At 68.2% G+C, this 20,432-nt stretch carries 22 protein-coding genes and 1 tRNA gene; 8 read left to right on the top strand and 15 right to left on the bottom strand.

Features of this window, described 5'->3' with window-relative positions; all coding sequences use genetic code 11:
• Positions 1-11: 11 nt before the first annotated feature.
• The 5 genes from JHY01_RS16265 (at position 12) to JHY01_RS16285 (ending at position 5,976) form a co-directional block, all read left to right on the top strand.
• Positions 12-1,505, top strand: coding sequence for a S10 family peptidase (locus JHY01_RS16265; RefSeq protein WP_205326709.1), 1,494 nt, complete (start codon positions 12-14; stop codon positions 1,503-1,505).
• Positions 1,506-1,871: 366 nt separating this feature from the next.
• Positions 1,872-3,551, top strand: a complete 1,680-nt coding sequence (locus tag JHY01_RS16270; RefSeq protein ID WP_205326710.1) for an L-aspartate oxidase — start codon at positions 1,872-1,874, stop codon at positions 3,549-3,551.
• Complete coding sequence (nadC, locus tag JHY01_RS16275; protein ID WP_205326711.1) at positions 3,548-4,447, top strand: carboxylating nicotinate-nucleotide diphosphorylase; 900 nt, start codon at positions 3,548-3,550, stop codon at positions 4,445-4,447. The genes JHY01_RS16270 and nadC overlap by 4 nt, the downstream gene beginning before the upstream one ends.
• 3 nt (positions 4,448-4,450) lie before the next feature.
• Positions 4,451-5,212, top strand: coding sequence for a type III pantothenate kinase (locus tag JHY01_RS16280; RefSeq protein ID WP_205326712.1), 762 nt, complete (start codon positions 4,451-4,453; stop codon positions 5,210-5,212).
• 143 nt (positions 5,213-5,355) lie between these two features.
• A complete protein-coding gene (locus JHY01_RS16285) occupies positions 5,356-5,976 on the top strand; it encodes an MBL fold metallo-hydrolase (protein ID WP_205326713.1) in 621 nt (206 codons plus the stop codon).
• A gap of 125 nt (positions 5,977-6,101) precedes the next feature.
• Here the strand turns inward: JHY01_RS16285 and JHY01_RS16290 are convergent, their stop codons facing one another.
• The 3 genes from JHY01_RS16290 to JHY01_RS16300 are packed head-to-tail and all read right to left on the bottom strand — an operon-like array spanning position 6,102 to position 9,180.
• Positions 6,102-7,049, bottom strand: coding sequence for a hypothetical protein (locus JHY01_RS16290; RefSeq protein ID WP_205326714.1), 948 nt, complete (start codon positions 7,047-7,049; stop codon positions 6,102-6,104).
• Positions 7,050-7,051: 2 nt separating this feature from the next.
• Complete coding sequence (locus JHY01_RS16295; RefSeq protein ID WP_205326715.1) at positions 7,052-7,438, bottom strand: hypothetical protein; 387 nt, start codon at positions 7,436-7,438, stop codon at positions 7,052-7,054.
• The gene (locus JHY01_RS16300) at positions 7,429-9,180 is read right to left on the bottom strand and encodes a hypothetical protein (RefSeq protein WP_205326716.1); all 1,752 of its coding nucleotides are present in this window, start codon (positions 9,178-9,180) and stop codon (positions 7,429-7,431) included. Before JHY01_RS16300 ends, JHY01_RS16295 begins: the two co-directional genes overlap by 10 nt.
• A 358-nt stretch (positions 9,181-9,538) precedes the next feature.
• On the opposite strand from JHY01_RS16300, the gene JHY01_RS16305 reads away from it, so the two are divergent.
• A complete protein-coding gene (locus JHY01_RS16305; protein ID WP_205326717.1) occupies positions 9,539-9,706 on the top strand; it encodes a hypothetical protein in 168 nt (55 codons plus the stop codon).
• A gap of 12 nt (positions 9,707-9,718) precedes the next feature.
• Here the strand turns inward: JHY01_RS16305 and JHY01_RS16310 are convergent, their stop codons facing one another.
• The 9 genes from JHY01_RS16310 to JHY01_RS16350 form a co-directional block, all read right to left on the bottom strand.
• On the bottom strand, positions 9,719-10,369 hold the full coding sequence (locus tag JHY01_RS16310) for an ADP-ribosyltransferase (protein ID WP_205326718.1): 651 nt from the start codon (positions 10,367-10,369) through the stop codon (positions 9,719-9,721).
• Positions 10,362-10,856, bottom strand: coding sequence for a hypothetical protein (locus JHY01_RS16315; RefSeq protein ID WP_205326719.1), 495 nt, complete (start codon positions 10,854-10,856; stop codon positions 10,362-10,364). The genes JHY01_RS16310 and JHY01_RS16315 overlap by 8 nt, the downstream gene beginning before the upstream one ends.
• A gap of 82 nt (positions 10,857-10,938) precedes the next feature.
• Positions 10,939-11,280 carry a WXG100 family type VII secretion target gene (locus tag JHY01_RS16320; protein WP_205326720.1) on the bottom strand — a complete coding sequence of 114 codons (342 nt, stop codon included), beginning with the start codon at positions 11,278-11,280 and terminating at the stop codon, positions 10,939-10,941.
• A gap of 2 nt (positions 11,281-11,282) precedes the next feature.
• Positions 11,283-11,585, bottom strand: coding sequence for a hypothetical protein (locus tag JHY01_RS16325; protein WP_205326721.1), 303 nt, complete (start codon positions 11,583-11,585; stop codon positions 11,283-11,285).
• A 163-nt stretch (positions 11,586-11,748) separates the two neighbouring features.
• A complete protein-coding gene (locus JHY01_RS16330) occupies positions 11,749-12,150 on the bottom strand; it encodes a YbaB/EbfC family nucleoid-associated protein (protein WP_205326722.1) in 402 nt (133 codons plus the stop codon).
• A gap of 151 nt (positions 12,151-12,301) precedes the next feature.
• On the bottom strand, positions 12,302-13,246 hold the full coding sequence (locus JHY01_RS16335; protein WP_205326723.1) for a 4-(cytidine 5'-diphospho)-2-C-methyl-D-erythritol kinase: 945 nt from the start codon (positions 13,244-13,246) through the stop codon (positions 12,302-12,304).
• Positions 13,247-14,113 (bottom strand): 16S rRNA (adenine(1518)-N(6)/adenine(1519)-N(6))-dimethyltransferase RsmA, encoded by an 867-nt coding sequence (rsmA, locus tag JHY01_RS16340; protein WP_205326724.1) that lies wholly within the window; start codon positions 14,111-14,113, stop codon positions 13,247-13,249.
• Positions 14,113-15,777: a peptide chain release factor 3 gene (locus JHY01_RS16345; protein ID WP_205326725.1), complete on the bottom strand. Its 1,665-nt coding sequence runs from the start codon at positions 15,775-15,777 to the stop codon at positions 14,113-14,115. The genes rsmA and JHY01_RS16345 overlap by 1 nt, the downstream gene beginning before the upstream one ends.
• A gap of 73 nt (positions 15,778-15,850) precedes the next feature.
• Complete coding sequence (locus tag JHY01_RS16350; protein WP_205326726.1) at positions 15,851-16,306, bottom strand: GatB/YqeY domain-containing protein; 456 nt, start codon at positions 16,304-16,306, stop codon at positions 15,851-15,853.
• A gap of 24 nt (positions 16,307-16,330) precedes the next feature.
• Between JHY01_RS16350 and JHY01_RS16355 the strand changes: the two genes are divergently transcribed.
• Together JHY01_RS16355 and JHY01_RS16360 are read left to right on the top strand one after the other, a co-directional pair.
• On the top strand, positions 16,331-17,227 hold the full coding sequence (locus JHY01_RS16355) for a metallophosphoesterase (protein ID WP_205326727.1): 897 nt from the start codon (positions 16,331-16,333) through the stop codon (positions 17,225-17,227).
• 138 nt (positions 17,228-17,365) lie between these two features.
• Positions 17,366-17,442, top strand: a tRNA-Pro gene (locus JHY01_RS16360).
• Between the two features lie 218 nt (positions 17,443-17,660).
• On the opposite strand, the gene JHY01_RS16365 is transcribed toward JHY01_RS16360, so the two are convergent.
• The 3 genes from JHY01_RS16365 to JHY01_RS16375 form a co-directional block, all read right to left on the bottom strand.
• Entirely contained in the window at positions 17,661-18,206 is a 546-nt protein-coding gene (locus tag JHY01_RS16365) for a hypothetical protein (RefSeq protein ID WP_205326728.1), read from the bottom strand.
• A gap of 48 nt (positions 18,207-18,254) precedes the next feature.
• Complete coding sequence (locus tag JHY01_RS16370; protein WP_205326729.1) at positions 18,255-18,887, bottom strand: hypothetical protein; 633 nt, start codon at positions 18,885-18,887, stop codon at positions 18,255-18,257.
• Positions 18,888-19,100: 213 nt separating this feature from the next.
• Positions 19,101-20,432 carry a sigma factor-like helix-turn-helix DNA-binding protein gene (locus JHY01_RS16375; protein WP_205326730.1) on the bottom strand — a complete coding sequence of 444 codons (1,332 nt, stop codon included), beginning with the start codon at positions 20,430-20,432 and terminating at the stop codon, positions 19,101-19,103.

The raw sequence follows: 20,432 nt of genomic DNA on the forward strand, positions 1-20,432 counted from the left end.
GTTCTGTCTTCATGACCGACGAACCGAAGCACGAGGCCGCCGGAAACGGCGCCGACGACAACGGCGCCGACGAGAAGAAGGCCGACAAGCCCGAACCCGCCGACGACCTCAAGACCACCCACCACACCCTCGGTGACCTGGCCTACACCGCCACCACCGGCCGCATCGTCCTCCACGAGGAGATCACCGAGGACGACAAGTTCAACGGCCGCAAGCCCAAAGCCGAAGTCTCCATCACCTGGTACACCCTCGACGACGCCGACGTCACCGAACGCCCCGTCACCTTCGCCTTCAACGGCGGCCCCGGCTCCTCCTCGATCTGGCTGCACATGGGCCTCCTCGGCCCCCGCCGCGTGAACTCCGGCGACGCCGGGAGCCTCACCCCGCCGCCGTTCGGCCTGCTCGACAACGACGAGACCCTGCTGCGCCACACCGACCTGGTCTTCATCGACCCGGTCTCCACCGGCTACTCCCGCGCCGTCGAAGGCGAGAAGGCCAAGGACTACCACGGCTTCTCCAAGGACATCGAGTCCATCAGCGAACTCATCCGACTGTGGACGACCCGCAACAACCGCTGGCTCTCACCGAAGTTCCTCATCGGCGAGTCCTACGGCGGCACCCGCGGCGCCGGCATCGCCGAATACCTCCAGACCCGGTTCGGCATGACGCTCAACGGCGTCATGTTCATCGCCCCCGCCTTCAACACCGAGACCCTCTACCACGCGAGCCGCTCCGAACTGCCCGACCCGCTGTTCCTCCCCACGTACGCGGCCACCGCCCACTACCACGGGCTCCACCCCGACCGCACCCTCGAAGACGTCGTCGACGAGGCCCGCGCCTACGCCGACGAGTTCCGCGGCATCCTCGCCAAGGGCCAGAACCTCGCCCCCGAAGTGCGCGCCGCCGCCGTCGCCAAGATCGCCTCGCTCGCCGGCGTGAGCGAGGACTACGTCGACCGCGCCAACCTGCGCCTCGAACACACCCGCTTCTACGCCGAACTCCTGCGGCACAAGCGCCTCATCACCGGCCGACTCGACACCCGCTTCACCGGGCCCGCCGACCACTACACGCACGAGCAGATGCCGTACGACCCGTTCCTGGTCGGCACCGACGGCCCGTACTCGGCCGCGCTCCAGTACTACGTGCGCACCGAACTCGAATACGAGAACGACCACGTGTACGAGCGCCTCTCCCGCGCCGTGCACCCGTGGTCCTACAAGGAGTTCGAGGGCGAAGCCGTCGACGTCATCGGCAAACTCGGCAACGTCATGCGCCTCAACCCGTTCCTGCAGGTCCACGTCGCGATGGGCCGCTACGACGGCGGCGTCCCGATCGAGGCCATCGAGTACACCCTCGACCACCTCGAGATCCCCCTCGCCGACCGCGAGCGGATCGAGACGAAGACCTACCCGGCCGGGCACATGATGTACGTCCACGAGGAGTCGCGCGTGCAGCAGTCCGCCGACCTCGCCGACTTCGTCCGACGCGCCGCCAACCGGGGCTGACACCGGCATGAACACGAACCCGGGCCCGGCAGGAGCCGCCCACGACGGCCCAGGCCGGGCCCGGCCGCGTGCGGCGGCGACCGCCCACGGCGGCCCGCTTCAGCGCTCCTTCAGGCTCGCCTCGCCGGCGTTGCAGCCCGGGACCCTTACCCAGAGGCGCGGCGGACCTTCGCGGTGCCCCGACTGCACCGCCCCGAAACCGGGACGCACGCCACACCCGGTTGGCACCCACCGTGCCCACGGGGGCACAGTTGAGCCGTCCGCCGAGCCCATCGGCGGCCCACCCATCGAACGGGCACCCGGGCGACCGGGCGCCCACCGCTAGAAGGGCAACGGCACGTGTCACCCGCGACCATGCCTCACGCAATGCCACTCCCGACCCTGCCGCGCCTGCCACGGCGGATGCGGGCCGCGGCCCCGTCCTGGACCGAGACCACCGACGTGTGCGTCATCGGCTCCGGCGTCGCCGGGCTCACCTGCGCCCTCAACCTCCGCCGGGCCGGATTCCACGTCACCGTCGTCACCAAAGTCCGCATCGACGACGGCTCCACCCGCTGGGCCCAAGGCGGCGTCGCCGCCGTCCTCGACCCCCTCGACAGCCCCGAAGCCCACGCCCGCGACACCCAGATCGCCGGCGTCGGCCTCTGCGACCCGGCCGCGGTCGACGTCACCGTCACCGAAGGCCCCGCCCGCATCGCCGACCTCATCCACCTCGGCACCGAATTCGACCGCCACCCCGACGGCTCACTCCAGCTCACCCGCGAAGGCGGCCACCGCGCCCGCCGCATCGTCCACGCCGGCGGCGACGCCACCGGCGCCGAGATCCAGCGCGCCCTCCACTCCGCCGTGCTCCGCGACCCCTGGATCCGCATCATCGAGCACGCCATGGTCCTCGACCTGCTCACCGACGCCAAAGGCAACGCGGCCGGCGTCAGCCTCCACGTCCTCGGCGAAGGCGTCGAGCACGGCGTGGGCGGCGTCGAGGCCCGCGCGGTCGTGCTCGCCACCGGCGGCCTCGGTCAGATCTACCAGTCCACCACCAACCCCTCCGTGTCCATCGGCGACGGCGTGGCGCTGGCCCTCAGAGCCGGGGCGACCGTGACCGACCTCGAGTTCGTCCAGTTCCATCCGACGGCCTTGTTCCTTGGAGGCGTAGCCGGAAAGGACGGGGAGCTCAGCCTCGAGGGGATCGGCGGGGACCGACAGCCCCTGATCACCGAGGCGATCCGCGGCGAGGGCGCGCACCTGCGCGACCACTCGGGCGAGCGGTTCATGGTCGGCGCGCACGAGCTCGCCGAGCTCGCCCCGCGCGACGTCGTCGCCAAGGCCGCCACCGCCCGCATGCGCGCCGAAGGCAAGCCGCACGTGTGGCTCGACGCCCGCCATCTCGGCAAGGACATGCTGGAGACGCGCTTCCCCACCGTGACCTCGTCCTGCCGCGCGCTCGGCATCGACCCGGTCGTCGACATGATCCCGGTCGCGCCCGCCGCCCACTACTCCTCCGGGGGTGTGCGCACGGACCTGTTCGGCCGCACCAGTGTTCCGGGCCTCTACGCGGCCGGTGAGGCCGCCTGCACGGGCCTGCACGGCGCGAACCGCCTCGCCTCGAACTCGCTGCTCGAAGCGCTCGTGTTCGCGCAGCGCATCGCCGACGACCTCGCCGAGAACAAGCCCAGTCCCGGGGTCGCCGAAGCGCCCGAGGGCGAGGGCGACGTCTGCTCCACGACCTCGCGCGCGCCGATCCAGGAGACGATGACCGCGGGGGCCGGGGTGCTCCGCTCCGAAGCGTCACTGGAGGCCACCGCAGCGTCGCTGACGGCTTTGGGGGACAATGTGTCAGGACGTCCGCGACCGGCCACATGGGAGGCTACGAACCTCCTCACGGTCGCCGCGGCCGTCACCGCCGCCGCCCACCGGCGGCGGGAGACCCGAGGCAGCCACTGGCGCGAGGACCACCCCGAGGCCGAAGCGGTCTGGCTCGGTCATCTCAACCTCTCCATCAGCTCCGACGGGGAGCTCGAGACCATTTGGGAGCCCATCGCATGAGCCGATTCGCCGAAGCGCCCGGCGGGGCCGGACTGGACGAGCGCCTGCTCGCCCTCCGCCTCCACCCCGAGGACGTGTACGTGGCCGTCCAGGACTACCTGGACGAGGACCTCTCGCACGCCCGCCGCGACGTCACCTCCGAATCGATCTTCGGACCCGAGCACAAGTCCACAGTGGCCGTTACGGCCCGCGCCGACGGGCTCCTCGCGGGCCTCCCAGTCGCGCACGCGGTCTTCCACGCCATGCCCGGCGACATCGAGTTCACTTACCTGGCGAAGGAAGGCGCGCGCATCCGCGCCGGCCAGGTCCTCGCCCGAGTCACCGGCCCCACCCGCTCGCTCCTCGCGGCCGAGCGCACCGCCCTGAACCTGCTGTGCCGCATGTGCGGCATCGCCACCCACACGCGCCGCTTCGCGGACGTCCTCGCCGACTGGCACACCACCGTCCTCGACACGCGCAAGACCACACCCGGCTTGCGCGCCTTCGAGAAGTACGCGGTGCGCGCCGGCGGCGGCGACAACAAGCGCATGGGCCTGTACGACGTGGCGATGATCAAGGACAACCACAAGGAAGCGGCCGGTTCGATCAGCGAGGCCTTCGCCGCCGTCCGCTCGGCCGAGCCCGAGATCGACATCCAGGTGGAGGTCGAGACCCTCGACGAGGCGCTCGAAGCGGTCGCCGCCGGAGCCGTGTTCCTCTTGTGCGACAACATGAGCCCCAAGGAGCTGGGTGAGGTCGTCGAGGCCGTCGGGGATCGGGCCGAGCTCGAGGCCACCGGGCGCATCAGCCTTGAGAGCGCAGTCGACTACGCCGCCACCGGAGTCGACTACATCTCGGTCGGAGCGCTCACCCACTCCTCGCCCATTCTGGACATCGGACTCGACTTCGAGGAGTAGACCGTGCTGCTGTGTGTGGACATCGGGAACACCAACACGGTGCTCGCCGTGTTCGAGGGCGAGACCCTCAAGCACTCGTGGCGGATCCGCACGGACCCGCACGCCACCGCCGACGAGCTGGGGCTCACCTTCCGGGCCCTCCTCGACGGCGACGGCGTGGACCTGACCGGCATCGCCCTTTCGTCCACTGTGCCGCAACAGGGCGCGGAGGTCGCGAAGATGGTGCAGCGGTACTACCCGCACGCGCACCTGGTGCAGATCGCGCCCGGCATCAAGACCGGCGTGCGCCTGAGCATCGACAACCCGCGCGAGGCCGGGCCCGATCGGATCGCGAACACGCACGCGGCCTTCCACCTCTACGGCGGGCCCTGCATCACCGTGGACTTCGGGACCTCGACGAACATCGACGTGATCTCCGAGCACGGCGACTTCCTCGGCGGGGCCTTCGCCCCGGGCATCGAGATCTCCATCGACGCCCTGGCCTCACGCGCTGCGAACCTCCTCAAGATTCCGCTCGTCAAGCCCCGCAGCGTCATCGGCAAGAACACTGTGGAGTGTCTGCAGTCCGGCATGGTCTACGGCACTGCGGCGCAGGTCGACGGCCTCGTCCGCCGCATCACCGAGGAACTGGGTGCCGAACCGACGGCGGTCGTCGCCACGGGCGGCCTCGCCCCGGTCGTGATCGAGCAGTGCGAGACGGTCACCCACTACGAACCGAACCTCACCCTGCACGGCCTCAGAATGATCTGGGACCGCAACGTCTAGTCTCAATGCCGATCGGTTCTGCTGGAACCGGCACCGTCACCGAAGGTCTTGGACCCTGCGTAGCTGGTGATCCTGCGACGAGCGAGGGCCGCGGAACTCGGGGAACGCTCTCCGGGGACGCCCGCGCGCCCTAGGGTGAAACCATGCGGCTCACCAAGTACGGCCATTCGTGCGTCCGGTTCGATACCGAACAGAGCAGTCTCGTCATCGATCCAGGCGTCCTCTCCGACCCCTCCGCCCTGGACGGCGTGGACGCCGTCTTCATCACGAACAGACATGCTCAACACTGCAACGACCCCGAGCTGAGAAAACTCACTGAGGACCGTCCCCAGATCCGAATCTACGGACCCGAATCGCTCTCAGAAGTGCTGGGGCATCTCCCCTTCACCCCGGTGAGCGCAGGCGACGTCATACGGACCGGGGGCCTTGCGGTGGAAGTCGTCGGAAGACATCACGCCATAATCCATCCGGAACTCCCGGTGGCGGCGAATGTCGGCTATGTCATCGACGGCATCTTCCACCCAGGCGACGCGCTCACCGTTCCCGATCTGCCTGTCCGGGCACTTCTCGTCCCAGTGGCCGCACCTTGGCTGAAACTCTCGGAGACCGTTGAGTTCATTCGCGAAGTGGATGCACCGGCCGTGTACCCCATCCACGATGCAATCCTCACCAAAGACGGTCAGGTCATCGTCGACGCCCTGATCACCGAACTCATCGGCGACAGGTACCAGCGCATCCCCAACGGCACCACCGTCACCGTCTGACACTCCGGCAACGGTTCAGAGTCAAGCCGCTGGGCCGCGCAGTCGCGCTCGATTGACGGAGGGTCCGATACCGCCCATCTGCCGGGCGCACAACCCGATGCGCGGGTCGCGCGCCCGGCACCCGCTCAATCCTCGGGGCTGCCCAGGATCCAGGTGGTCATGCGTTTCCTCGCGTAGTGGACCAGGTGTTCCGGGTTGGCCCTGAGCCAGCCGTGGTGGCGCAGCTCGTGGGCGAGCGCCGTGTAGTGCGCCTGGTTGCACCGCTGCTCCGACAGCGGCTCGGAGAGGTGCGGTTCGCCGTAGAGCGACCGAGCGACGGCTTCGACGCCGAGGTGGTCGGGCGGCGGCACGGCCCCGCGTCCCGCCTGGCGCAGTTCGGACATGAAATCGCCGAGACGACCGTAGTCGATCGGGCCCGCTCCGAGCCCGGCACCGGGTCCGAACCGGTATTCGAGGACGACGGCGACGGCGGCGCGCAGGTGTTCGGCGGCGATGCCGTGGTCCCTCGCCGTGAACTGCTGGCGGAGTTTCGCGGCCGTGTCGACTTCGCCGACGCCGCTGCCCTCGGCGGTCGCATTCGGCTGGGCTGCTTTGGGTCGCCTTGGTGCGAGTGGCGTGGATTCGAATGCCTCGCTGAGCATTTCGGCGCGTGTCCCCTCGGCGAGCTCGAAGCGTTCGGCCAGTTCGGCCTCGGTCATCGTCTTGTCGGCGAGTTCGTCGATGACCGCCCACATATAGGCGGCCTGCTCGGTGTGCGGGATCTCGGTGAGCAGGATCGATTCGACGGTCACCGCCCGGATCATCGCTTCGGCGCGCAGCGCCTCGAACGACCCGCCAGGGCGGTAGTGCTTGTCGTGCAGCCGTTTCGTGAACGTGGCGAGGTCGGCCGGGTCGGGTTCGTAGCCGAGCTCTTCGAGCACGAACTGGTTGAACAGGGTCAGGATGAACAGCAGGTGGCTCATGCGCTGCTCGTCGCCGATCGAGGCCGCGAGGCGTCGGGCTTCTGCGGTGTCGCCGGTGATGCGGGCGGTCGCGTGGGCGCGGAACAGCGCCGTGGTTTCGATGAGGTCCATGGTCATCCTTCGCATTCGCGTTGGGCCGCTAACCAAGTGGCGGACGCTTCGCGCTTGAGTGCTGCGGCGTGGCCGGGCCGACGAGCCCAGTCGAGGTGGTCGGGTTCGGTGACGTGGAGTTCCGCCGTCGCGGAATCGGCTGCGGTGCAGTCGAAGCCGGTGATGAAGCCGAGCATCGGCGGCAGGTGTTCGGGGAAGGTGATCCACAGCCTCGGGATCGCGTACAGCACCCCGAATTGCACTCGCCGACCGGCGATCTCGACTTCGGCGACGGCCGTGAGCCCGGCCGGGTCGACCCGGCCGAACGACTTGACCGGCAGCGGGATCTCCCTGAGCGCCCTCGCATACCGGGCGCGGATGCGCTGCGGCGCGCGGCGGCCTACGCCCATGCCGCACCTCCGGGAAGGTGGTGACGGGCCTCGAAGCGGCGTTCCCATTCGGCGATGAACGGACTGGGTCTGGAGGGCGAAGGTGTCCGGCGGGTCGCCTCCGGCGCGGCCGTTCGGTGGGCCGCCTCGGGCCCGAACGCCTTGGGCCCGAACGTCTCGGGTGTGCGTGTCGCGGTGGCGGGCATCGCGGCGCGGGCGCGCTGCGCGCCGCGCATGGCCTGGGCGAACCGGGCGGTCCGGTCCGCGAGCGCGATATGCCGGTCGGGCGGCACCGGCCCCGCCTCGCGTGGTCGGGGACGGTGGCGCAGGAGTCCGGCGATGAGGCGGATGCCGCGCGCGATCCGGCCGATGGCCGGACCGCCTTCCCGTTCGATCGCGGTCGGCGGGCGGTGCGCGGCGGCGAGGCCGGCGGACTTCTCGATGAACCGGTCCCAGGCGTCTTCGCGGAGTTTGTTGAAGCGGTGCGGAGGCTCCTCGGGGACGCTGGCGGTGCGGCGATCGGCCTGGCGTGGCAGTTGCGGGTACGGGTGGTGCTGCGGGCGTTGCGATGGCTCCGGTTCGCGAAGCGGTTCGCGCGCTTCAGGTTCGGGTGCGGATCGGGACCAAGGCCGAGGCCGTGGATCCGATTGCGGACGCGGACGCTCTTCCGGACCCGTCGACTGCCGAGACGGCGGTCCGGGAGGAATGTCGTCGTCTCGGACCGCCTCGGGGGTGCTGTCGCGGCCATCGCGACTGGCGTCGCCTTTGAGGCCGTCGTGGTCGAAGTGGTCGGCTGGCTCGGGTGCCGTGCGTTCCCGGGCCTCACGTTCGCGGGTGATGCGGGTGCGACGTTCCCAGAGCGCTTCGGCCTGCTCGGCCCACTCGGCCTTCTCGGGTTCTTCCTCGATCTCCCACCAGGGGATCGGGTCGGGGAGTTCGTCTCGGCGGTGACGGCCGGTGCGGCGGTCGGGGAACCACCCGGGGGAGCCGAACGGGCCCGGGTCGAGCACGTCGTAGGGACGGGCCCGGTCGATCAGGTAGGTGTCGCCTGGCTTGTGGCGCAAGTGCATCGGCTCGTAGCGGGGACACGATGGATCGGAGTCGGGTGCGTCCAGGTCGCAGAGGTCGGGACGGGTTTGGTACCGGTAGGCGCCCGGGGTCAGCGGGTCGGGGGAGCCGTCGGACAGGTAGAGGCGACGGTTCGCCCAGTCGTAGAAGCCGTCTGCCTCGGCGAACAGACCCGGGTTCTCCGGGTGCGGGAACGCGCGGTTGTGGCGCGGGTCGGATGAGAGCGGGCCGGGTTTACCTGGTGTGAAACCGGGAACGAACGCGCTGGAGGCGGACTCCCCTGTGTGGGCCGACGCGGGGGAGGGGTCGCCTCCGGGATTGAACCGGCCGGTGGTTTGGTCTGAAGAGGGATCGTGATCGCTGGCGGTGCGGTTCCCGGTGACGTTGTACCCGTTGGGGAGAAGGTCTCTTGAGGGGCCATACGGATTGGCGGTGTGGTCTCCGGTGGGGTCCTGTCGTGTGAGGTTTTGGTCGGGTGCCGGGTCCTCGTCGGCGAGGGCGCGGAGGCGTTTGCGCCACTTGAGGGTGAGGTCCGACGCCGCGCCACGGTCGATCCCGGTGGACGGAGCTGGACGGGAATAGGTGGACGCGTCGGCGGTGATGCCGGAGGTGGGTTCAACGCTGTGTTCGGGCTCGAACCGCCGGGAATGGCTGTTTTCAGGTACGCCGGAATAGCGTATCGTCGTAGACGACACAGAAGGCTCGCTTTCTGTTGTTGGCCGCCCGGTGGAATCGGATTGGTAGTCAGGGACCACCGGGCGGCGTTTATATTCTGGCCTATCGATAAATGCTGATGCGATCTGGATGCTTCGTAACAAGCTCCGTTCGAGACGTAAGGAATTGGCCTGCTTGGGATTGCAGATGCCGATCTCTCGATGATGACGCACCAAAAACTTACGTGTCAACTTACGTGACAAAAGTGTCTAGAAGAATTTCGAAAACACTTGGGGCGCAAGGCCACTGGCTTTGCACCCATGGTCACATCCGACTCGCGAGCTCGCCTTCTGCGATCCTCTGAGCGGCAAGGTTCTCGGCGTCTGCGAGGAGGGGTTTGTGAACACGGTGCGTGCCGCGATCACATCCCTTTCAGACGGTCTCGACAAGGGGCGCGAGGAAGCCGCCCGGGGCCTGCGGGAGTCCATGGCGGGCGCCGATGACGACCGCGATACGTGGAGGACCCTGCCGAACCACTACGCGCTTGGATCGGAGTTGCTCGATTGAGAGCGGCCGGCCTCAACCCAGCTGCGTCATATCGATATAGGTCGTGTCGCCGTCCTGGCGCTTGTCCGTGATCTTGAAGAGCGCGCCGCGGTCGAAGAGCACTTCCTTCTGATGCGTGAAGCTCGAATCGCGGCCGACGTCGCGTCCGGTTATCCCGTCGACCTTGAAGATGGCGCCGGGGCGTTGATCGCCGGAGAAGCCCCCGGTGGCGATCGTCTTGAACCGGTTCGCGACCGCTTCGCTCGTGGACGTGCTCATGAACGCGGGGTCGGAGTACAGGCCGCCCTTCTTGTACTTGTCGAGCCATTCGCCTCCGGGCAGTCCGCGCCAGGTTATCCGCTCATCGGGGACAGGACGCTTCTTCAGCGCCTCCGAGATCTCGTCCGCCTGCTTGTCGAGTCGGGCCCTGTCCTCCGGGCTGTAGCTCGACTTGTCCGTCGTCCGCAGGTACCGGTTCAGCTCGTCGCTGTTGTCCGTGTAGCGGCGGACCGGGTCGTCGGTGGCGCCGCTCTGGTCGTCTCGACTGCCGTTGTCGGCGCCCCGCTCGCGGGTCTTGGGCGTCGGCGGCGAGAACCCGCCGTCGTCGAGGGCCCTGGTGAGGATCCTTGCTCCGGTGCTGGAGCCCTCGCCGTCGCTGCTGTCTCCGCCCTTGCTCCTAGCCATTCATGATCCTGTTGGTGGCCATGCCCATCAGCTGGTCGATGATGAGTCCGGTGATCTGCTTGAAGATCGGAATCTGCGCCAGTGAGGCGCCGAACGTGAGGGGCGCGGTCGCCAGCGCCCACGCGATCTGTACCGCCAGGATCGCCAATTGCACGATGACCTGGATCTTGAGGGCCGTGATGATCCCGGCCATGACCGTCAGGCCGATGTTGAGCTGGTTGGCCGGGTCGGCGGCTTTCGCCAGGGCGGCGGGGGAGGACTCGTCGGCCTCCCACTCTTTCTGGAAGGCGTCGATGTGGGCTCCGGTGTTGCCTTCCAGGAGCGTGCGCGCCGCGGACTGGAGCCCCTCGACCCTCTCAGCGACCTTGTCGGCCATGCCGGTCCACTCTCCGGCGAGGTTGAACATCGACTCCTCATCGGACTCGGGCCACTCGTAGCCGAGCACGCCCAGTAGGCCGATGAGCTCTCCGGGCAGTTGCATACCCATGGGGTGCGTTCTCCTTGCAGGGGAAGCGGTTGCGGGGCTTCAGAGGGAAGGGACGGGCGCGGCCGGGCCGCTGATGCGGCCGTCAGCCGGTGGCCGGCTTCGACTCGAGGTCGCCTTGGAGCCTGGTGAAGGACTGGACGATCTCGTCCTCGGCCGCCTGGTGGTCGTCCGCCATGCCGCGCAATGCCTCGGAGAGGCCGGTGAGGTCTTCGACGATGCCGGTGAAGCAGTCGGTGACCGCTCCCATGCACGCGTCGTGCGCGATGCCGCCCGCAGTGCCGATGATGTCGCCGCCGAAGGCGTCCGCGTACTGCCCGACCGCCGCGGTGAACTCGTCGAGTAGCGACTGCACGTCGTCCTTCGCCGCGTCGAGCTCGCCCGCGGACTGGCGGATCGTCGCCGGGTCGACATCGAAGCCCGCCATGGTCATCGGCCTCCGTGGACTCTGGCCATGAGGTCGCCGATCGCGGCGTCCATGTCCTTGAACTGCTGCAAGGAGGCGTCCTGCATCCGGGCCACCTGCTCGTTCATCGCCGCCTGGTCCGGGACGGGCCCGGCGAGGGCGGACATCGCCGTCCGCTGGTCGAGCGCGTCGTTCACCGCCAGTTTGAGCTGCTCGACAAGGGCTTCCGGGCCGTCCCGGAGGGCGCTGAGTGTCATCCTGATCCGCTCGAACCGGCCGTCGGCCCCGAGGGTCACCTTGATGCGCCCCTCGGCCGCCTCGGTCATGATCGGCTCCGCTTGCCCTCCAGGCAGAGTGGGACCCTGCGCTACGGTTTCACGGGCGTTCGAGAGCTGCTGCGCGATCTGGTCTTCTCCGAACATTCAGACCTCCCGCGCCGCAGTATACCTGAAGAAAGCTAACAGAAGGTTTCGCGCATTGGTGCCGGGATCACTTGCCGCCGTTGAGCTTTGCCATGACCTGAGTGATCGACTCGCTCATGGCCTGGAGCTGCCGGACCCCGGCGTCCTGGACCGCGGACAGTGATTCGCCGATGGCCCCCAGGTCGGGGACGCGCTCTTCGGCGGTCACCATCGCCGCGCGCAGGTCGAGGGCGTCGTTGAGTGCCGCCAGGACATGCTCGGCGATGTAGTCCGTGCCTTCCTTCACCGCCTTGGGGTCCACATTGATGTCCGAGACGCGGCCGTCGACGCCGAGCGTCACCTTGATGCGCCCCTTCGCGGCATCGGCCGTCACCGGCACCGCCTGGTCGCCTTCGGGCGAGGTGGTGGCCTTCGCTAGAGCCGCGCGCGCGTCGGCCAACTCTTGCGCGAAGCCGCCTTCTCCGGTCATCAGTCCTCCTGCCGCCGATGCGAATACGAGACCAGGTGATCGTATCGCGCGGCGGGCGGGGGACACGGGCGCTCGAATCCGGGCAGCCGCAAGGGGACTGCACGGGCGGTCCGTCCCGACGGCCGGACCGCCGCTCAGAAGGTCGAACCGGTCAGGCGGCCGGACCGTTCACCGGTCCATGTGCCAAGTGGACGCTCTTCGCGCCGCCGCGCATTCTGATTCGCCGCGCGAGGGCGACCGCGTGCTTCACGTCGGTGGCGAGAAAGAGGACCGTGGGGCCGGAGCCGGAGACGTGCGCGGCGAGCGCGCCCTCCTCAAGGCCGCCGTGCATGAGCGAGGCGAGCTGCGGTCGAAGGCTCACTGCGGCGGCCTCCATGTCGTTGATGAGCAGGCGCGCGAGCTCGTCGGCGCTCGCGCCGGACTCGAAGGCCCGCACTAGCGGGTCCACATCGGATGAATAGCGCCCGATGCCGTCCTCTCGGAGGCGGTCGACCTCCTTGTAGCAGTCGGGGGTCGAGATCTGGGTGTCCGTGGTGGCCACGACCCAGTGCCAGGTGCCCTTGGCGTTCACCGGGGTCAGCTTCTCGCCGCGGCCGCTGCCGATCGCGGTGCCGCCCTTGAGGCAGAACGGCACGTCAGAACCGAGGCCTGCGGCCAGGCGCTCGAGTTCGGCGTCGCCGATCTCGACCTCCCACAGGCGCGCGCAGGCGATGAGTGCCCCGGCGGCGTCGGCCGAGCCGCCCGCGAGGCCGCCGGCGACGGGGATGCGCTTGTTCAAGTGCAGCTTGACGTCGGGTTCGATCCCGGCGTACAGGGCGATGAGTTTGGCGGCCTTGTAGGCGAGATTGGCCTCGTCGGTGGGCAGCGTGCCCGCGCCCTCTCCGGAGATGGTGATCTCGATGCCCGGTTCGCCGTTGCCTTCACTGCGCCGCTGCGCGGTCACGGTGTCGTGCAGGCTGATCGCCTGGTACACGGTGGACAGCGCGTGGTAGCCGTCGGCCCGGGGATCACCCACGCCGAGGTGCGGGTTGATCTTCGCGGGCACGTCGATGCTGATCTGGGCGCCCGGTTGGGCTGGCGCGGTCTGTCCGGTCATTCAGGCCTCCTGAGACGGTGCGGTCGCGCCCAGAGCCTCCTTGGCGTCGGCTAGGGCGATGAACTCCGTAATGTCCAACGATTCACCCCGCCTGGTGGGTTCGATCCCCGCCCGTTCGAGCACCGCGTCCACGTCGGCGCCCACCCAGGCTTTGAGCGACTGGCGCAGCATCTTGCGGCGCTGCCCGAACGCGGCGTCCACCGCGCCGAAGACCTCGACGCGGTTCGCCTTCGGGCTCTCGATGCGCTCGAACGCGACGAGGCCGCTCGCGACGTTCGGGACCGGCCAGAACACATTGGGCGACACCGAGCCGGCGCGACGGGCCTTCGCGTACCAGGCCATCTTGACGCTCGGCGCGCCGTAGATCTTCGAACCCGGCCCGGCGGTGAGCCGGTCGCCGACCTCGGCCTGGACCATCACGAGGCCCTTCTGGAGGCTCGGGAAGGTCTCCAGGGCGTGCAGGACCACCGGCACGGCCACGTTGTAGGGCAGGTTCGCCACGAGCGCCGTGGGCGGTTCGGGCATCTGCTCGGGCTTGATGCGGGCGGCGTCGGTCTCGACGACGGTGAGCCGCTCGTGCTCCTCGGGCGCGCGGTGCTCCACAGTGGTGGGCAGGGCGAGGGCCAGCTTCGGGTCGATCTCGACGGCGATCACGCGGCGGGCGATCTCGATGAGCGCCAACGTGAGCGAGCCGAGTCCGGGGCCGACCTCCATCACGACGTCGTCCGAGTCGAGCTTCGCGACGTTCGCGATACGGCGGACCGTGTTCGCGTCGACGACGAAGTTCTGGCCCCACTTCTTCGTCGGCGTGATCTGCAGGCCGCGCGAGAGTGACCGGATGTCGCCCGAGGTCAGCAGGCGCGCCATCAGCCCTGGCCCCCGGCGAGCAGCGGTTCGAGGACGAGCCCCGGGTAGTCGTTCACGATCGTCTGGATGCGGTACTTGTTCGGCAGCGCCACCAGGTGCGCGCCGTCCCTCGGACGAGTGAAGATCTCGACGCCCGGCGCGGTGCGCAGGCGCTGCGCGCCTTCGGCGTCGGTGAGGCGGGCGAGTTTGAACGGCAGATGGTCGATCGTCGCGGGGACGTCGAACTCGGCTTTGAGGCGCGCCACCGTGACCTCGAACTGGAGCGGGCCGACCGCGGCCAGCACGGGCGTGGCCTCGCCGCGGCGCTCGGAGTAGAGCACCTGGACGACACCCTCGGCGTCGAGCTGCGCGATGCCGCGCCGGAAGCGCTTGGCCTTCGACGTGTCGTGCATCTGCAGCGCCCCGAAGTGCTCGGGCGCGAACGCCGGGAGCGGCGGGTACTCGACGGCCTTGCCGGTGTAGATCGTGTCGCCCACCGAGAGGCCCGTCGCGTTGACCAGGCCCACGATGTCGCCCGGCCAGGCCTCGTCCACGGTGTCGCGGGCCGAGCCGAACAGGGTCTGGGCGTACTTGGTGGACATGGTGCGCTTGCCCTGCGCCTGCGTGACCTGCATGCCGCGCTCGAAGCGACCGGAGCAGACGCGGATGAACGCGAGCTGGTCGCGGTGCGAGGCGTTCATGTTCGCCTGCGACTTGAAGACGAAACCGGAGAAGCCGTCCTCGATGTCGCGCGGCCGGCCCTTCGCGTCCTCGCGCGAGAACGGCGACGGGGCGATGTCGACGAGCAGGTCGAGGAGCTGGCCGACACCGAAGTGGACGAGGGCCGCGCCGAACAGCGTCGGCGTGGTCTGCCCGGACTCGAACGTCTTCGGGTCGAAATCGGCCTCGACCTCGGAGAGCAGCTCGGACTCCTCCTGGGCGCGTTCATAATCGGCACCGAACTGGGCCATTGCGGCATCCTCGTCGAGGAACTCCGCGGTGGCGAGCTGCTGGCCGCCGGGGGAGCGCTCGTAGCGGACCATGCCGGGGACCTGCGGCCCCGCGGCGCGGCGCCCATTCGCTTCGGCGCCGCTGTGCAGCCCGTTCGGCTCGCTCTGGTCGCCGAACCCGACGCGCTCGATGACACCGCGGAACTCGCCGCCGACGCCCACCGGCCACGTGACGGGCGTCGGCTTGATGCCGATGCGGGTCTCGATCTCCTCGATCAGCTCGAGGGCGTCCTTCGCGGGGCGGTCCCACTTGTTGATGAACGTGATGACGGGGATGCGCCGGGCCCGGCACACCTCGAAGAGCTTGAGGGTCTGCGGCTCGAGACCCTTCGCGGCGTCGAGAAGCATGACGGCGGCGTCGACGGCGGTGAGGACGCGGTAGGTGTCCTCGGAGAAGTCGGCGTGGCCCGGGGTGTCGAGGAGGTTCACGACGCAGCCGCGGTACTCGAACTGGAGGGCCGCGGAGGTGATCGAGATGCCGCGGTCCTGCTCCATGGACATCCAGTCGGAGACCACGCCCTTGCGGTCGCCCTTGCCGTGCACGGCGCCGGCCGAAGCGATCGCCCGGCCGTACAGGGCGAGGGCCTCGGTGATCGTCGACTTGCCGGCGTCGGGGTGCGAAATCACCGCGAAGGTGCGGCGGCGCGCGGCCTCGGCCGCGATGTGGCTGGACATGGATTCCTCAAGGTGTAATGGAGCGGGCCCGACGTTCAAGAGTAGCCGTGAAGAGCGACACGGCCCGGCTGCGCTACCCCGCGAGCTCCGCCTTCACGATCGAGGCCACGAGCTTCCCGTCCGCGCGGCCCGCCGTCTTCGGGCCGATCGCCTTCATGACCTTGCCCATGTCCCTCGGACCGGCGAAACCGCCCTCGGCGATCGCCTCACGCACCAGTTGCGTGACTTCGGCCTCAGTGAGCTCGGTCGGCAGGTACCGCTTGATCACGGCCTCCTCCGCGAGCTCGGCCTCAGCCGACTCCTCGCGCCCGCCCGCACGGAACCCCTCGGCCGCCTCGCGCCGCTGCTTGGCCTGCTTGACCAGGACTTTCACGACGTCGGCGTCGTCGAGTTCGCGCGGCTCCCTGCCAGCGAGCTCCTCGTTCCTGATGGCCGTGAGCACCATCCGCAGGGTGCCTAGCGTCACCTTGTCCTGAGACTTGAGGGCAGATCGCATATCGGTTTCCAACTGGGTCTTTAGCTCACTCATATCTCGACAATCTACCGTTGGGGTATGAAGATCAGCCGTGGACTAGCCGCAGCAGCCGGGATCGGGGTCGGCGCCGGGGCGCTGGCGCTCGCCTACGCCTCTCTCTACGAGCGCGTCCAGTACACGCTCCGCCACTTCGCGGTGCCCGCACTGCCCGAAGGCGCCGAGCCGATCCGGGTGCTGCACATCTCCGACCTGCACATGACGCCCGGTCAGGTGCGCAAGGCCCACTGGGTCGCGTCGCTCTCGGCGCTCGACCCGGACCTGGTGCTGCTCACCGGCGACAACCTCGCTCACCCGGACGCGGTCGACCTCGTCACGAAGACGCTCCGGCCGCTGTTCCGCGCGCCGGGCGCGTTCGTGTTCGGCTCGAACGACTACTACGCGCCGGTGTTCAAGAACCCGTTGCAGTACTTCAACCCGAACCACGAGCACAAGTACGGCGAGCCGCTGCCGACCGAGGAGTTGCGCAAGGTCCTCGTCGACGGCGGGTGGCTCGACCTGAACAACGCGGCCGCCGACAAGGTCGTGTCCGGGCTCAACGTGCACTTCGCGGGCGTCGACGACCCGCACTTCGACCTCGACGACTACGAGCTCGTCTCCGGGCCCGTCCCGGCGAGCGCCGACCTGTCGATCGGCCTGACGCACTCGCCGGAGCCGCGCGTGCTCGACGAGTTCGCGCGCGACGGGTACGACTTCGTGGCCGCCGGGCACACCCACGGCGGGCAGGTGTGCGTGCCCGGGTACGGGGCGCTCGTCACCAACTGCGGGATCGACCGCGGGCGGGTGAAGGGCCTGCACCCGTGGGAGGACACTTGGCTGCACGTCTCGGCGGGCCTGGGCACGAGCCCGTACGCGCCGGTGCGGTTCGCGTGCGCTCCGGAGGCGAGCCTCCTGACGTTCGTGCCGAAGGCGTTCTAACCGCTTGCTCTTGAGGCGCGCTTCGGGCCAGAATGTGACCGGGCCCGGAGCGCCCCCACCCCGTTCAACGGGGGGCGGCGCCCTCGGGTAGCATTTCCAATCGACGCGAACGCCCAGCGTGCGCGGAAAACAGAACATCGGGTTGTGGCGCAGCTTGGTAGCGCACCTCGTTCGGGACGAGGGGGTCGCAGGTTCAAATCCTGTCAACCCGACCAGAACTCCCAGGTCAGGGACTTGCTCCCTGGCCTGGGAGCTTCCCTTATTGATTCTCGCTTGTCATTCGCTTGTCCAGGTGCTCCAGGATGCCCTGGGACGACGAGGGACAACAGATTCTTCTTCTGTGATCTGGGTCACGCCACGAGTGTCCCTTGTGCTCAACGCATGCCCTTGCCAAGTGGCCCTTGAGCACTCGGGCACACCCTGCCGCCCTGACTCAGCGATTATTCGGGCGCTGCCGACGAAGTGCGACGACTGCCTCAAGGACCGCCCGCAGGCCCTTCGGAATCTGGTCGGTGCGCCAGCGGCGATTGCCGGGCGTGATCTGGCGCCAGCGAGGCGCCGGTTCGTTCTCTCGCCAGACGGCCTCGTGGCCGGTGCTGTCGACGCAGTGCACCCAGCAGGCGAAGGCGGTGAACGCGTCGGGATGTTCCTTGAGGCGCCGTTCGCCCGTGAGCAGGTTAGCCAGGTCGAGCGAGACCTCGTTGCCGCTCGCGTCGACTGCCCAGGTTTCGATGCGCACAGCGATTCCGAACAGGTTGTCGGGGTCCTCGATCCCGAGGTCCTCAAGAGACTCCTCTCGGGCGAACTTGCCGATGAGCTCGAGCGAGGCGCCGACAGGGCGACCATTGCGCTCGGCTTCCAGCAGCAGTTTCGTGAGCGAGCCCAGCTCGCTCATGGTCACCTCGTCGCCGTGCCTCCAGACGCCGAACAGCGTGGGGTCCGCGCCGGGTTGGACGGTGGTGAGCGACTCGCGCGCCAAGGCTCCGATGCGCTCGTGGACAGTATCGGTCATAGGATGGACCGCTCCTTATCCCAGAATCTCGTTGAGCTTCGCGAGCAGGGCTTCACTGGCCTCGGCGCGTCGGCGTGCGAAGTCCGGGTCCATCGGATCGGTCGGCATGTCTCCGGACTTCCAGTCGTTTATGTCGAGCGCGACCATCTGGCGCAGGAGGTCCGCCTCGTACTCGGTCACCGAGAGGTTAAGCGGCTGCTCCTGCTCGGTCCGGGCCTCCGGTGGCTCAACCCGGACTCTGACGACGCGGCCCTCCTCGACGGAGACCTTGTACTCGACGTCGTCTTTCTGGATGTAGATGGCGCTGCCGAAGCTCCTGGGAGTCCCGTCTGGCGCGGTGCCGAAGTCAGCCAGGATCTCGCGAAGCTCGGCCTCGATGGTCGAGTCTCGCTTGGCCTCGTCCAAGGGATTGCCCTGGACACAGATGCCCCGATGGCGGAGAACGCCGTCCTCGCCGAGCTTGGGGGTCATCGCTAGCCCGATCTCGCCGCTCTCGCCGACCTTGACGAAGTATCCGTCCCCGATCCTGCCGTCGTCCTCCCAGGTGACCTTCTGGTACTTGCCGACGGCGATCTGGGCCTTGACCTCGGCCTCGGACACAGGCGGGTCAACGTCGATCGCCTCGAATACGTAGATGTCTTCGCTCACGGTCCGTCCTAGAGGTGGGGAGCAGGTGCTTCGAAGTCTATGCGGTTCGGGGTCGGCCGAAATCCCGGCGTGATTCGGCGGCGCGGTGATCCAGAGACGTGGTTCCCCAACAAGGCATGATCGCTGGCCATCTCCACTTCCGACCTGTCTCCAACAACCGCGGGATCTCTACGCCGGTGTCGACTCCCTGTCGAAGAGATCAAACATAGCGAACTACATCCGCTGGCCCGGGCATTCGCCGGTCGCACAAGCGTGCATAAGTTGAGCCGTTCCCTCTCGAAGACGCAGCAGCACAGTGATCTCACACCCGATCTTCATTCCATGACTCTCGGCGTAGTCCTTGATCGTAGACATTTGTGCCACGCTGGTGTTCCGAGTGAACTTCAGCGGCCGGTCGCCGAGTTCCCCGCACGTGAAGGATCGGGTTTTGGGAGATTGACGCAGGCCGAGCGTCCACGTGACCCAACGGTCGATCGCGACGCTGCAGCCGCGAAGCAATTCTCTTTGAACTCTTAGCCGAAAACCTAGGATCGTGCCCGTATCGTCGATTACCGCCGTTAGAGGTCGCCGGGGCTCAGCTTCCTCGTTTGGTACGGCCCCTCGGCTGACAAGGTCGATCAAGTCTCGCTGGCCGGAGATATGTCCAATTCGGTAGTCGATCAGGCATTGATGCACTCGTGCGTACGTCACTTGATATCTGGCCATCGTCTCTCTGACCAGTTCACGTTTTGCTATTGGCCCGCGCTCGGTCACGATCTCTAGCACCACGTCCATCGCGCCTGCATAGGTACGAGCGCCATCGTCCGGCCATTCCGCTAGCTCCCAGGTGCTTTCGGGGCGTCGCAGTCGAAATCGCGAGTCGCGCCGCATGAGCTCGGCAAGCGCGTGTGGCTCGCGGCCGAACTCCTCGGCGATGTAGGTTGCGCTCCTCGCTTGGCCCTCTTCGACGAGCCAAAGGTAGAGCAGGTCGGCTTGTCGACGTCGACGGCGTACGAGAAGCTCGCCGATTCGTTCCATCGGCCCGTTCTCGTGAGTGAGAAGGCTTTCGGTGGGGACGGCCGCAGGGATGCCCATGTCAGCCGCTCGTCCAGCCAGCTCGTCCATCCGGTAGGGGCCGCGATCTGAAAGGGAACGCAGTCGCATCGCGAGGCCGTCCGGTTCACGCGTCCAGAAGTTGTCCAGCCTTCCGGCACAGGTATTCGGGTGTTCGAGCTTGAGACCCAGAAGGACGGAGTACCGCGCGGTTCCCACTGGATCGACGAAGTAATCCGCCAGATCGTCGTCGTGGACCGAAACGGACCCGGCAATCAGCTCGTCGAGGCCGTCCCACCACAGGTGCTTGGCGGCCATCGCGGCCTCGAAGAGCGACGCTCTCGCCGTCTTGACGATCTGCCCGACGCGGGCGCGAGACACATCGTGAATTCTGGCAATGGCGCCGTAAGTGCGGCCCTGCCGGACGAGCGTCAACACCGCCCGCTCGCGCTCGTCGAGGCCGCGCCAGGCATCCATAAGCCAACTTTCGGCCTGACTCTCGTGCGCCGCCAT

It is taken from the genome of Glycomyces sp. YM15 (genome assembly GCF_016918015.1).
Classification (GTDB): Bacteria; Actinomycetota; Actinomycetes; order Mycobacteriales; family Micromonosporaceae; genus Glycomyces.